Raw genomic sequence first — 13137 nt, forward strand, 5'->3', positions numbered from 1 at the left:
CCTGACAAAGGCGAGTGTTCACGACATTCATTATTTGAAAGACGTAAAGTGTAACTTTCAGAATTGCACCATCATCGGTGATCGTGGATATATTGGAGCAGCCATACAACTTGATTTATTTGAAAAAGCTAATATCAAGTTGGAAGTTCCATATCGGTCGAATCAAAAAGATTGGAAACCTGTATTTAGTCCATTTGCTAAAGCAAGGAAAAGGGTTGAAACGCTTTTTGCACAATTATGCGATCAATTTATGATAATCAGAAATTACGCAAAACAAACAGAAGGATTGTGGTTCTTCGTCAAATTTGGTGCAAAATAACGGTTCTTAAACAACCAGTATAATTGACTTATTGTGTTGATATACAGGCAAATAAATAACAAAAAGCTAGTATAATAGAATTATTTTTATTATCTTTAAAGGTCTGACACTAAAGGATTTAAAGATGATTGACAACACTAGCCAACCCAAAGATAATAACTTTTTTATAAACAAACATTCGCTCCAAGCTATTTTTGGAATCCCAGGTGTTGTATTCTATGATTCCGTTATAAGTGATAATTTGATTCTTCTATCTGCCCGTCTTAAAGACAAGACAGCAAAATGTATCTGTTGCGGTAAAAGGAGTAAAAGTGTCCATTCATCCTATATGCGCAAATTAACAGATCTAGCTGTAGTTGGCAGAGCTGTTAAAATTATACTGAAAGTCAGAAAGTTTAGATGCCGTTACAGTAATTGCACTCAAACAGTTTTCTCTGAGCAACATCTGCCCTTAACGCGGAAACACTCACGACTGACAGATCGCACAAGTCACTTTTTGCAAAAACTGCTCATTGAGGTCTCTTCTCGTAAAGGTGAGTATATAAGTGAGCTCCTATCAATAAAGCAGAGCAGTTCTACCTGTCTTAGAATCGTTAAGTCTATAGAAATGCCCCATTTTCAGGAACTAACTACCATAGGCATAGATGACTGGGCATACAGGAAAGGCAAATCGTATGGTACTATTATTGTAAATGCGATTAATCACCGTCCCGTAGAACTACTAAAGAGTAGAGACAAGGAGGAGGTTGCAGATTGGCTTATAAGACATAACTCCATACTGTATGTAACCAGGGATCGATCAAGCAGCTACTCTAATGCTATAAAGTCTGGGGCATCCAAGGCGTCACAAATAGCAGACAGGTTTCATTTAGTGAAAAATCTGGGAGATCACATAGCACATGAAATACGAATGGAGTATAAAACCATTAAAAATAGTTGGTTGGCTCACAGGAAGAGTCTTTATAAAAGCAAAAAAATAACATCTGCTTAAGTAGTGGAGATAACGAAAATACCAGCGATTCACAATATAACAAACACACCAATAGTGTTAACCATAGAAAACAGGAGTTGTTTAACAGGATTCATGAGCTTAAAAACAACAACTACTCTCAAAGAGCAATTGCCAAGGCTTTAAACATTAGCCGTAATACTGTAAGATATTATTTTGAAATGGAAGAGTTGTTGCCACGAGCAACCATCTATTATAATAATTATGGAGATTTTATGGATCTGATTAAGGAGTGTTGTAATCAGGGGTTAAATGTAAGAAATATATTTGTGTCTCTGAAAAAACAGGGATTCAAGGGTAATCAAACATCTTTTTATCAGTGGTTCAACAGGCACTTCCCGGAATATCAGAATAAGAAAAGATTACCAGTAGCATTAAATACCTCTCCGATAGTTTATGAAGAAACTCGATTTAGCGGAATGTCACCCAACAGACTTGCTATACATTTAACAAATAGTGAATGGGGTGTTTCAAAGGAAACAGGCGAGTGTAGCAAGTCTCACATACTGGCAGAGGATATTATTAACTCCTCTATGTTATTAAAAAGCATGAGAGAGGTATACAACACTTTTAGAGAGGTTTTGAACAGTAAAGATGAACTTAGATTAGACCAATGGCTCGAGAAGTATAAGTCGACCCAAATACGGAGGATTAAAAGTTTTATAAATGGCATTATTCATGATTTGGAAGCAGTAAAAAACGCCATTAAATACCCTTGGAGTAATGGAGTTGTGGAGGGGCATGTAAACAGATTAAAAAACAAGAAAAGAGAGATGTATGGCAGGGCTGGATTTGAACTGTTAAGACGAAAGGTCGTGCTTTCCAACTTAGGATAACCTGCACCAAATTTGACGAAGAACCACTTTTGGGGTGAAATAAACAAACAAGCCGTAGGGCAGGTGCTGGGCAACCGGTTCGAAATGGATTTTGAGGATTACAGTTATGGTTTCCGTCCGAACAAAAATGCCCAACAAGCAGTACTCAAAGCACTGGATTACATCAACAGCGGTTATCAGGACATTGTAGATATTGACCTGAAAAGCTTCTTCGATGAAGTTGACCACTGCGTTCTGCTTCAATTGCTGTATCGCAGGGTAAAATGCCCGCTTACCTTACGCCTTATCCGCAAATGGCTGAGAGCTCCGATTTTAATCAACGGGAAATTAGTCAAACGCCGCAAAGGAGTACCACAGGGCAGTCCACTAAGTCCGATACTCTCCAATATCATGTTGGATGAACTGGACAAGGAACTGGCAAGGCGAGGGTTAAAGTATGTCCGTTATGCTGATGACTTCAGCATTTACTGCAAAAGTCAATGGCAAGCCCGAAAAACAGGCAACGAAATTTATCTCTTCTTAAAGAATAAGCTTCACCTGCCTATTAACAGGGAAAAAAGCGGCATACGACGACCAGTAAATTTCACCCTGTTAGGCTTTGCATTTGTCCCTACCTATAAAAAGGGGGAGAAAGGCAAATACCAGTTGGTGGTAAGCGACAAAGGATGGAAAAACCTGAAACTGAAACTCAAAGCCATTACCCGAAAAACCACCCCCGCCACTTTCGATGAGCGCATTATCAAGCTGAAAGAAGTACAGCAAGGCTGGCTTCAATACTACCGTATGGCAAGTATTCAGGGAAAACTCAAAGACGTGGACGGCTGGGTACGCAATCGACTGCGCTGCTGTATCTGGAAACAATGGAAGAAACCTGAACGACGACGGAAAAACCTGATGCGTTTGGGCGTTGACCTTGAACACGCTTACAGTCACAGCCGAAGCCGTATGGGAACCTGGGCAGTAGCTTGTAGTCCTATTTTGAAAACCACCATCACGGTGGAAGGACTGCAACAACGCGGGTGCGAGTCTATGTTAATCCATGCTCCCTAAATTGTCTTTAATCAAAACATTACCTGCAATCCGTATGCTAAAATATCCCCCAAGCCTTGTTCGAAGATTAATTCAGCCGAAGTTCTGGAATCAATACAACTAAGAATTGTTGCAAACGGAAATTGTCCTTCTGAAGTTTGATTTACTTGTTTGAGCAGATTTCTATCGGTTTAAAGTTGTTTATTAAACGCAGGTTACCTTCTATAAAAAAACGCTTAAGCTTTTTGAGATGTTATTTTGTCTTGTGATTCTTTGGTATGTATCCACATAAATCTTTAGTTTGTTGAATTATTATATTGATATGCAGCTTTTTTTACCCTGTCCATTATCGCGATTCCCAGTCCTTTTTCTTCAACAGGTTCAATATAAATACTTTTCACACTTTCATCTTCTTCCATTGTATGAAGTGAGGCAAACAGATTGGCGGAAATTTCAATTTTATTGCAGGTTTGAGAGGTGTATATAACTTTCGTGGCCGTGTAATCGGCATTATTATTTCTATGCAAAATCAGCCCGGAGAATTCGGGAAAATACCTTAATGGCTCATTTAAAATATAAAGAGGTTTTTTGGGTGAATAGTGGCTTTTCAGCAAGCCCGGAGAAACTAATTTTTCAGGCCTGGTACTGTTGAAAATAAAAATATCCGGAAGAGCATTTTCAATATCTTCCAATGTAATAAAGCCCGGACGTAATAAGCGACAGGTATCGCCTTCAATCGAAACAATTGTTGATTCTATTCCCACAGATGTATTGCCTCCATCCAACACATAATCGACATTGGGTAATTGTTTTTTTACATGATGTGCATTTACCGGACTAAGCTGTCCGAACTTATTTGCACTTGGTGCGGCTATCGGACAATTCGACTGTTTTATTAATTCAAGGGCAATGGAATTATTGGGCATGCGAATGCCTACTGTGTCGAGCCCGGAAGTAACAATATCCGGAACAATCGATGATTTGGGTAACACAATGGTCAAAGGTCCCGGCCAAAAATGCTTTGCTAAACGCATTACATTTTCACATATACCTGTTGATAAAATGTGAAGGTCCTCGAACGAAGCAATGTGCACAATCAATGGATCGAATGATGGTCGCTCTTTTAATTCAAATATTTTAGCAACAGCAAAAGGGTTAAGTGCATTTGCACCTAACCCATATACTGTTTCAGTCGGAAAAGCCACCAGCCCGCCATCTTTGATAATTTGAGCCGCCTGGCTAATGCTGTTATTTTTCATTGACCAGATTATTATCGGCTTCTTCCAACTCTTTTCTCTTTTTGTCCTGAAAATCAATAATTTGTTTTTGAATTTCATGGTTAGATATGCCCAGTATTTTTGCAGCTGCCAGAGCTGCATTTTCGGGACTTAAAACGGTCATAGGAGCAACTCCCGATGGCATACGGATACTTGAATACAAATCGGCTCCACCAAATTTATCGCTATAGGGCGGACAGGCGATAACGGGACAGTACGTTTGAGCATCGGTAAAGCCGCTTAACGCATTACTCATGCCGGCTATGGTTATAAAAACAACATTTTCCTTTTCATATTCCTTTATCAGATTATAACATTTTAATGGCACTTTATGGGCCGAAGCTATTCTGGATACTGTTTTTATATCAAAACTTTCCAGCACGTTGCTTATTTGCTTAGCCCACTCAATGTCGGCTTTAGAACCCATTATTATCACCACTTTGCTCATAGTCTTCTATTTTATTAAATGAATACTCATATTGGTAGCTCATTGGGATAATCTCATTGTATTCCTCAATGCTTGCATTTGACAAACAAGCATCAATTATTCGTTTGCCTGTATGTAATAAGTCTTCCTTTAAGTATTTTTGTAATTCTGTTCTGAAAAAATCACGAAGCATTTCGGCGCCGGCATCGTAACCCTCGAAACCAACTTCAGGTTGATTGTACACTTTCAAAAATCGCGAAGGAATTTTTGAACCTTCCAGGGTAAGGTAATTTAACTCATAACCTAACAGCGGGCAGCGGGCGGCCTGATATTGATCGGTCTTCAGTTGGGCAGCACCTCTTCGTGTCAGGTACTCACGCATGAGAAGCTGCGGTTTGAAACCAACCTGCCAAACTCCAATGTTTTGATTGGGAACCAGGGTGAAAGTTGTACGGGGCGTATCAATGATTTGTTTGAGCATCATATTGGCTTGAGGTACTCGTTTCCCGGTAGCGAAAGGCCAATAAGAACCAATACCTTCGCTTTCCATACCGCCCGAACTCACAATACTTGGGTTATTGTGACCCCGTGGCGCAACTAAACGCCACAACCATGCCAATGCCGGGGGTAAAACATGAAACAACCCGATAATTCCGTATGAAGGGTTTTCTTTTGAGCAAACAGGAGTGCGTATCCCGAAACTCCTGATGTCGACCGAAACAGGTCTGTTGACAACATTTGGTACCGTTTTTCGGGGTATAATAACCCTTGGATTGGGGCACGATTTTCCGGGTTCATCCTGTATATGATCCCAAATCAGAGCAGTTGACCCGGGAGTAGTTTCAATATTTAAAAACAATAGCGGAGAAGATGGATTAATCGTTGTTTTTTCCAAAGTTGGGTCATCACCATATTGTTTAACACTATCGACACGAACAAACCAGGCGTTTTCGGCATCTATAATACGGAGTTTTCCATCTTTTTTCTGTACCGAAGGATGACAAAAAGCCATATCATCGGCCACAGCGTTGAACGAACAAAAACGGGGAATTGTAATAAACCTATCTTCTGAGGTTACCAGATTACGGCCTAATAGTACCCGTCCGTCAGATTCCCGCAGAATATGCTGGTGCATTTCACTTTTTCCTCCACCACTGGCACCTTCGTGCATGAATGTGGTTAAATTGTCGTAGGGGCTTATTGATTGAACTGCCGAACAATGCGCAATTATCCAGTCTTCTTTTTCGGCATGGTTCAGCATAACACCGTAAAGACCTTTTTTTGCACTCGGCCCCGGATATAAATTATAGGAATATAGCTCGTGAATTGATTCGGTGCGGTTATGGACAACCACCTGTTTCCCATTAAAATGGGTATGCCTGAATATGGGAGCCACAAATATTACAGATTTCAGTTTTGCACCTATCTTTAATTCGTCAACCGCAACCATTTCCTGCAACATCGACAAACCCAATGCAAAGAATGCTGCATTGGCAGGAGCAATAGCAATACCTAAAGAGCCAATATTTTCTCTTCCGGCAAAATAGAAGAAAACCGCAAGGTCTTGTTTTTTCAGCCAATCGAAAGTTTCGGTTTGCAGACCTGAAAATTCATACCCGTATTTATCAATAAAACGCTTTTTATCTGTTGGATTATTGTCGGCAATAACCATGGTATCAGGGTCTCTACGGCGCATGTATGCTTCGGTATAATTAGCCGAAATTCCATTTTTAACACGCTGTACAATTGCCTCTGTATAATTTCCTTTCCCTGGTACATCGTATTGCACTTCATATTGTACATTTTCTTTGCCGTTGGTGGCTGCATCTGCCAATTCTTCGGATGTATTGAACACTTTAAAACTCTTGCATTCAGTTAACAACTTAGCAATGTTTTCAGGAACAATAATATTTTTCCCATTTAAAACAGTCAATAAATTACTCATATCTGATTATTTTTTAAAATTATATGCTTTGAAGCTTCTAAAAGATTAGAACAAATAACAGTCTCTTTGTTTATTTCATTCTGATGTTTTTTACCATGACCGGTTAACAAATAAATTGGTGTAATTCCGGCATTTAATCCACACTGAATGTCTGAAGGATGGTCGCCAATAATAAAAGAACGACTTAAATCAATATTGTACAATAGGTTAGCCTTGTCAATAAAATACGTTCTGGGTTTCTTACATTCACAATTATCCTCTGTATTATGCGGACAACAAAAAGTATCAGAAATAACTATATCCTGCTCTTTCAATTTTTTTATGATGTGTTTGTTTACCTCTGAAACCTCCTTTTCTGTGGTAATTCCTTTGGCTATACCTGATTGGTTAGTAATAATGAACAATAAAAAATGCTCCAGTAATAATGATAATGCTTCAAAAGTAAACGAATAAAAGCTTACTTCAGATGAATGTTTAATATAACCTACATCATCAATCAATGTTCCGTCTCTGTCTAAAAAAACCGCAGGATGCTTAGCCATTGCTTCAATTATTTCATTGGCAAAGATAATACTTTTTACTTAATAAATAAAGTGCTACTTAATTTTATTTTTGGATTAATAAGATGGAGGAGATTGCACCCAAATAATTTCGCTTACACCATCGAAGTAATTAATGGCATTAAACTGAGATTTAGCATTAAAGTAGATATTATCACCGGGCTTAAGAACAAAACTTTTTCCGTCCAAATCAAACCGCACTTCGCCTGAAAGTACATAAGAGAATATCTGACCAAAGGTGTATATAACAATTGAAAAGGATTGTTTACCAGAATTACGGGGAAAATTAGTGCACTTACAATCCTTCAATATATAAACAAGATTAATAACAAACCCATTGGACAAATTAAATATGCACTAATTTAATTCCGCCAACGGGTTTTTAAAAATACGATTATAGCAGTTTAACTGCTGAGACATTTAGTTTTCTCGTTTTTATTTTATTCTTAAATCTCCAGCATTTTATTCTGAAAGCAAAACCGATAAGTTCCTGTAACTAAAAGTTGAAGCTCGGATAAGAAAAAGATTTGTGTAAAAAGTAATAATCTTGACTTCGTTGTTTTTTATAAGGCTGAGTGAAACGAAACCTTAGATTATTGTATTTTTCATTATATAGCAATTTCTAATAAACATAAGCAGCGAATACTTTCATTTTCGCCAAGGGCTACTCTTAAAGGGGTGATTCATTGTTACAAATATATGTTTTTTTGCTAATACTTTCCACTGTATCACCCGAAATTAACATAGTTTTTTATCCAAATGCTTTGAACAACAGCCACCATTCATCTACCATAAGTTATAAAAACAGAGCTCCTAAAAATAGACCAAACGAACCTTTGTGAGGGGAATCTTGAATTTCTAAATCATATTAAATATCCTTCTTATTATTATATATTTAAACGAGTAGAACTAATTTTACAAATTCACCCCTTGAGATCATGAATCAGACGAATCTTGTCAAGAGCAGATTTATATATTATTAACGGGTAAACAGGGAAGCAACAAGGAGCAGCAAGACTTTGGTAAAACATAACCAACTTTTTGAAAAACATAACCAACTTTTTCAAAAAGATAACCAGCAATTTTAAATCGTAAACCGTCTTTTGGGTCATGATAAACCGTCTTATGACCGTAACACGGTTGCTCAGGAACCTTTTGCTACCGTGCAAACCGGCGCGAGACACCGTGTTAATGCAATCACAAGCCGGCAAGACATAAAAAAAGGCAAGAGTACGAACTCCTGCCTTTGCGCCTATAATAATTTGAATATACTATAAGCTTATAAGTACAAAGATAATACATTATACTGTCAATTCCAAATCATTGTGGTTCTTTTATCAGGTTATTATTAGGGCACAAACCGTGGTGTTTCGAATGTAACGAAAATAGCCAATCCGCAAAATAAATACATAAAGGAACCAACGAAAAGCCTTATACAAAAATAATAAAAAGCTATATTATATAAGGAAAAATCACCAAAAATGTTGGTGATACTTGGTGATACTTGGTGAGGCTTTTTTTTAGCCAAGTGTCACACATAAAAAACTGATAATCAATCCGTTGCAAGGTTGGTGATACTTGGTGATACTTTATTTCATACTTTTTATGAGGAAAAACGAAAAAAAAGAGGAGCTGAAAACTGTTTTTCCTGAACTTTATCTGATGAATAAGACGGAAATAGTAAGTCTTTATTAAAACGTTCTGAGGTAACTGTTATCACAAAAATCAGGTTTTTTTTATTTGCGTGCAACTTCCCGCGGGCTTGTTACGTCTAACATTTGTAGCGCGCACAAAAATAAAAATAGAGTATTAACTGGAATAGCCTGATTTTAATGAAAAAGATACTAAGTTTGCTTGTCACCGTATTCGCATGTCAATGTGTGTTGGGCCAGGCACTGCAATTAAAGGGATTGATCATGTCATCATCCAAACAACCTGTTGAATTTGCCAATGTGGTTCTCAGAAATAACGACTCGGTTTTTGTGACGGGGGGTATTACCGATGATAAAGGTCGTTTTAATATGAATAACCTTCGCAGAGGAGCCTATAAATTACAAATTTCTTGTCTGGGATACGAAACCAGAACACTGGAACTGAAAGACTTTACCAAAAATATTGATTTGGGGCGTATTGAGATTGACAGTACTTCAATCGCTTTAAATGAGGTGGTGGTAACGGGTGCCAACGTGATTAATAAAGTTGATCGCAAGGTGGTACTTCCCAGTGCCTCTCAACTTAAATCATCGACCAACGGATTTGATTTGCTGCAACGGCTTAATTTGAATCGCATCGACATTGACTTGTTACGCAATGCGGTGTCGGGTGCAGGTGGTGGCGAAGTGCAACTTCGCATCAACGGCGTGAAGGCTAGTGTGGAAGAGATTAAATCGATCCGTCCGGAAGACATTGTCCGCATTGAACATTATGAAGAACCGGGAGCGCGGTACCAAAACGCCGAAGCGGTGATTGATTACATTGTGCGTCGTCGCAACAGTGGGGGATATGTATCTGCCGACCTGAGAAACTCTTTTCAGTTTCCTTTCGGCGACAATAATTTTAATGCCAAACTGAATCACAACAAATCTGAATTTGGCGTATTCTACAGCGGCAGTTACCGTGGCATTGACGAGATGTACCGAAATAATTCGGAGGAGTTTCACATGGCCGACGGCCGAGTGTTGAATCGCATCGAGGAGGGATCACCCGACTGGTGGAAGATGAACTGGCAATACATGCATTTGAATTATAGTTATCAGGAACCTGATAAATGGTTTTTTAATGCAACTGTCCGCAATCAGATCAATGACGTTCCCCGCGAAAATCATACCAGTAAGCTGTATTGGCTTCATCGCTCAAACGAAGCAATGAACATGATCGAGAAATCGTCATCCGAAACGCACATTCCTTCTGTGGACTTGTATTTTCAGTCAAATCTCAAGAATCAGCAATTTTTAATGTTCAATTTGGTGGGAACGTACATTGACACGGACAAGAAAAGATATTATTCCGAAATGACGGGCAATGAAACTTTAACCGAATTGCTTTCTGACATAGATGGTAATAAGTATTCGGTGATTGGTGAGGGTATCTATGAGAAAGGTTTTAAAAGTGGCAGCCTCAGTGCGGGAATAAAGCATACGCAAAGCTATACGGACAATACGTATACCGGTTCAACCAATGCGGAGAGTACGATGAAGCAAGCGGAGACATACTTGTATGCTGAGTTTAAAGGAAAGGTAAAACGTTTCAATTATTCGTTGGGAATAGGCGGAACACGTTCTTGGATGAGTGCTCAGGGTAACGGGTATCAGGACTATACGTTACGCCCCACCATTAGTTTGAAGTATAACCTGACCGACAAGTCGTCTATCAAGTATACTGCCAATTTGTATAGCTCTTCTCCGTCTCTTTCTGATCTTGAGAATGTGGAGCAAATAGTTGACTCCATGCAGATTCGTCGCGGAAATAGTCAGCTGAAACCTTACATGGTGTATGCGCATTCGTTGAATTATGAAATGAGTAAAGGCATCTTTAACGGTGGTGTGTATGTGGGGCACAGGTATTCTGATAATCCCATCATGGAAAGTACTACGCTGGAAAATGGGAAGTTTGTTCGCAGCATGGAGAATCAAAAGAGCTGGCAACGGTTGAATACGGAGGTTTCTATCTCGGTGAAGCCTTTTAAGGATCTGCTCACCATGAAGTTTAGCGGAGGTATGGCTCATTTTGACAGCAGGGGACTGAACTATCACCACACGTATACCAACTGGTATTACAACGGAACTATCAATGCTACGTATAAAGATTGGTCTTTATATGGCAATATCAAGAAAGGGCGCAACAATTTTTATGGCGAAACAATGAGTCGCAATGAGAATTTCCATTCCATTGGCATGAACTATCGCCACAAGAGTCTGACGTTGGGTATGATGACGCTGAATCCGTTTACAAAGACTTGGAAAGGTGGAGACGATAACTACAGTGCCTTGGCTCCTTCCAAAGAACGTATTTACATCGGAAATCTTTCAAGAATGATGGTGTTCTCAGTCTCTTATAACTTTAATTTTGGCCGTAAGTTTAGCTCTGTAGAGAAAAGATTGAATAACGAGGATAAGGACTCGGGAGTATTAGATGCAGGTAAATAAATTGTTTCAGGCAACAGTTAACAACAAAAAACTCTTCAACCATTTTTGATTGAAGAGTTTTTTTATGAGCCTCTTGTCGGATTCGAACCAACGACCCCGAGATTACAAATCACGTGCTCTGGCCAACTGAGCTAAAGAGGCGTTTTCTGTTTTGCGGGTGCGAAGGTACAAACTATTTTTTGATCTTGCAATAGTGCATATACCACAGGTTAGCTATTTGATCTGCTGTTTTCTTTGCTTACATTTGCAAATCAATTAGTTAGATATATCAATGAGAACAAAATTATTTTTTATTTGTGGCTTTTTTCTGCTTTCTGCCCTGGGTTGTGTGTCGGGTCAGCAGAAGAATCAGCAAGGTGTTGAGGCAAAAGCCGACAGTACCGGGTATATTGTTAGGGTAGGTGATGAGGCTCCCGATTTTACGGTGACGCTGACCGATGGGAAGCAGGTTACTCTTTCTTCTTTGCGTGGCAAGGTGGTCATGTTACAGTTTACTGCCAGTTGGTGCGGGGTGTGTCGTAAAGAGATGCCTTTTATTGAAAAGGATATATGGCAGAAACATCAAGCGAACGATCGTTTTGTATTGATAGGCATCGACCGTGACGAACCGCTTGATAAGGTTATTGCATTTGGAAAGGCGGTAGGTGTTACTTATCCGTTAGGACTGGATCCCGGTGCGGATATTTTTGCTAAATATGCTTTGAGGGAATCGGGCATTACGCGCAACGTACTGATTGACCGCGACGGACGCATTGTGAAACTGACTCGCTTGTATAACGAAGAGGAGTTTGCTTCGCTGGTTGCTCACATTGATGCCATGCTGACTAAATAGTCAGCTTGGCCAAGTAATCGTAATGTTTTCCTTCTTTGATCAATTCTGTTTGAAAGCCAAATTCGGAGGCGTACAGACTTAGTGTCTGAAAGTCGATGTACAACCAGTCGAACGTATCACCCTTGATGTCCTTGTATTGCATCTGGAAGTCTATTTCACCGTAATAATCGCCGGCCAGATCAATGACGTAACTGCCGTCTTCTTCCTCAAAAAGATAGCGGAGGTCACTGGAATCCATCAGAATGCAACCGCCCGGGCGAAGCAGTCTTTTCATTGTCTGAAAAAAGATAGGGAGGTTTTCTATTTTACCGATGATACCCGATCCGTTCATCAATAATAAGATGGTGTCAAACTGTTCGTGAAAGGTTGCGTCGAAAAGATTAACCAGGCGGGCATCTTTTACGCCTCTCTTTTTCATCACTTCAACAGATAAGGCCGATATGTCAATGGCACATACCTCTTTGTTCATCTCTTGCAAGGCGAGTGAGTGGCAACCGCTGCCTGCTCCTACATCCAATATTTTGCCTTCGGCCATTTGCAATGCCGTTTGTTCTATGACAGGCATCTGTTTCAGTCCGCGAAACAAATCCTTTACCGGTATTTCATCTTCATCAAAAAGAGAAGAAAAAACACGCAGACGTCCCGCTTTATGCAGGTTGTAATAGTCGGCTATGGCAGCACCCATGGGGTCCTTATCAGCAGATGGCAAAGAAAAATTCATGTTGATATAATCTGGTTATTTGCGGCAAAGATAGAGA

Annotated in this window: 11 protein-coding genes, 1 tRNA gene and 2 pseudogenes; 7 read left to right on the plus strand and 7 right to left on the minus strand. The window is 39.4% G+C overall.

Translation table 11 applies throughout. From position 1 onward, the window contains the following. The 4 genes and pseudogenes from C511_RS16270 to C511_RS16275 form a co-directional block, all read left to right on the plus strand. A pseudogene (locus C511_RS16270) lies at positions 1 to 292 on the plus strand (transposase); the annotation flags it as partial. A 151-nt stretch (positions 293 to 443) separates the two neighbouring features. Continuing rightward, on the plus strand, positions 444 to 1310 hold the full coding sequence (locus tag C511_RS0105470) for an ISL3 family transposase (protein ID WP_027317905.1): 867 nt from the start codon (positions 444 to 446) through the stop codon (positions 1308 to 1310). 77 nt (positions 1311 to 1387) lie between these two features. Continuing rightward, positions 1388 to 2164 carry a transposase gene (locus C511_RS17450; RefSeq protein ID WP_154657481.1) on the plus strand — a complete coding sequence of 259 codons (777 nt, stop codon included), beginning with the start codon at positions 1388 to 1390 and terminating at the stop codon, positions 2162 to 2164. A gap of 12 nt (positions 2165 to 2176) precedes the next feature. Beyond that, positions 2177 to 3214: a reverse transcriptase domain-containing protein gene (locus C511_RS16275; protein WP_226992466.1), complete on the plus strand. Its 1038-nt coding sequence runs from the start codon at positions 2177 to 2179 to the stop codon at positions 3212 to 3214. Positions 3215 to 3489: 275 nt separating this feature from the next. Here the strand turns inward: C511_RS16275 and C511_RS0105485 are convergent, their stop codons facing one another. From C511_RS0105485 to C511_RS18540, 5 genes are all read right to left on the minus strand, one after another. Then, entirely contained in the window at positions 3490 to 4452 is a 963-nt protein-coding gene (locus C511_RS0105485) for an L-threonylcarbamoyladenylate synthase (RefSeq protein ID WP_024996210.1), read from the minus strand. Continuing rightward, on the minus strand, positions 4442 to 4918 hold the full coding sequence (locus C511_RS0105490; RefSeq protein ID WP_024996209.1) for an AIR carboxylase family protein: 477 nt from the start codon (positions 4916 to 4918) through the stop codon (positions 4442 to 4444). Before C511_RS0105490 ends, C511_RS0105485 begins: the two co-directional genes overlap by 11 nt. Further along, on the minus strand, positions 4887 to 6842 hold the full coding sequence (locus tag C511_RS0105495; protein WP_024996208.1) for a DUF4914 family protein: 1956 nt from the start codon (positions 6840 to 6842) through the stop codon (positions 4887 to 4889). The genes C511_RS0105490 and C511_RS0105495 overlap by 32 nt, the downstream gene beginning before the upstream one ends. Further along, positions 6839 to 7384, minus strand: coding sequence for a D-glycero-alpha-D-manno-heptose-1,7-bisphosphate 7-phosphatase (locus C511_RS0105500; RefSeq protein WP_024996207.1), 546 nt, complete (start codon positions 7382 to 7384; stop codon positions 6839 to 6841). The genes C511_RS0105495 and C511_RS0105500 overlap by 4 nt, the downstream gene beginning before the upstream one ends. 75 nt (positions 7385 to 7459) lie before the next feature. Beyond that, complete coding sequence (locus C511_RS18540; protein ID WP_024996206.1) at positions 7460 to 7711, minus strand: cupin domain-containing protein; 252 nt, start codon at positions 7709 to 7711, stop codon at positions 7460 to 7462. Here C511_RS18540 and C511_RS17810 point away from each other — a divergent pair. Together C511_RS17810 and C511_RS0105515 are read left to right on the plus strand one after the other, a co-directional pair. Beyond that, positions 7661 to 7768, plus strand: a pseudogene (locus C511_RS17810) (IS982 family transposase); the annotation flags it as partial. The gene C511_RS18540 and the pseudogene C511_RS17810 sit on opposite strands and share 51 nt — an antisense overlap. 1466 nt (positions 7769 to 9234) lie before the next feature. Next, positions 9235 to 11547 (plus strand): TonB-dependent receptor, encoded by a 2313-nt coding sequence (locus C511_RS0105515; RefSeq protein WP_024996204.1) that lies wholly within the window; start codon positions 9235 to 9237, stop codon positions 11545 to 11547. A gap of 67 nt (positions 11548 to 11614) precedes the next feature. On the opposite strand, the gene C511_RS0105520 is transcribed toward C511_RS0105515, so the two are convergent. After that, positions 11615 to 11688: transfer RNA gene (locus C511_RS0105520), tRNA-Thr, on the minus strand. A gap of 130 nt (positions 11689 to 11818) precedes the next feature. Here C511_RS0105520 and C511_RS0105525 point away from each other — a divergent pair. Beyond that, positions 11819 to 12379 (plus strand): TlpA family protein disulfide reductase, encoded by a 561-nt coding sequence (locus C511_RS0105525; protein WP_024996203.1) that lies wholly within the window; start codon positions 11819 to 11821, stop codon positions 12377 to 12379. Here C511_RS0105525 and C511_RS0105530 read toward each other — a convergent pair. Then, the gene (locus C511_RS0105530) at positions 12372 to 13100 is read right to left on the minus strand and encodes a class I SAM-dependent methyltransferase (RefSeq protein ID WP_024996202.1); all 729 of its coding nucleotides are present in this window, start codon (positions 13098 to 13100) and stop codon (positions 12372 to 12374) included. The two genes, C511_RS0105525 and C511_RS0105530, sit on opposite strands and share 8 nt — an antisense overlap. Positions 13101 to 13137: the final 37 nt, after the last annotated feature.

The sequence above is a fragment of the Bacteroides graminisolvens DSM 19988 = JCM 15093 genome, assembly GCF_000428125.1.
In the GTDB taxonomy this organism is placed as follows: domain Bacteria; phylum Bacteroidota; class Bacteroidia; order Bacteroidales; family Bacteroidaceae; genus Bacteroides; species Bacteroides graminisolvens.

Coding starts and splice junctions, on each gene's coding strand:
- C511_RS0105470 (WP_027317905.1), top strand. CDS start 444: ATGATTGACAACACTAGCCAACCCAAAGATAATAACTTTTTTATAAAC.
- C511_RS0105485 (WP_024996210.1), bottom strand. CDS start 4,452: ATGAAAAATAACAGCATTAGCCAGGCGGCTCAAATTATCAAAGATGGC.
- C511_RS0105490 (WP_024996209.1), bottom strand. CDS start 4,918: ATGAGCAAAGTGGTGATAATAATGGGTTCTAAAGCCGACATTGAGTGG.
- C511_RS0105495 (WP_024996208.1), bottom strand. CDS start 6,842: ATGAGTAATTTATTGACTGTTTTAAATGGGAAAAATATTATTGTTCCT.
- C511_RS0105500 (WP_024996207.1), bottom strand. CDS start 7,384: ATGGCTAAGCATCCTGCGGTTTTTTTAGACAGAGACGGAACATTGATT.
- C511_RS0105515 (WP_024996204.1), top strand. CDS start 9,235: ATGAAAAAGATACTAAGTTTGCTTGTCACCGTATTCGCATGTCAATGT.
- C511_RS0105525 (WP_024996203.1), top strand. CDS start 11,819: ATGAGAACAAAATTATTTTTTATTTGTGGCTTTTTTCTGCTTTCTGCC.
- C511_RS0105530 (WP_024996202.1), bottom strand. CDS start 13,100: ATGAATTTTTCTTTGCCATCTGCTGATAAGGACCCCATGGGTGCTGCC.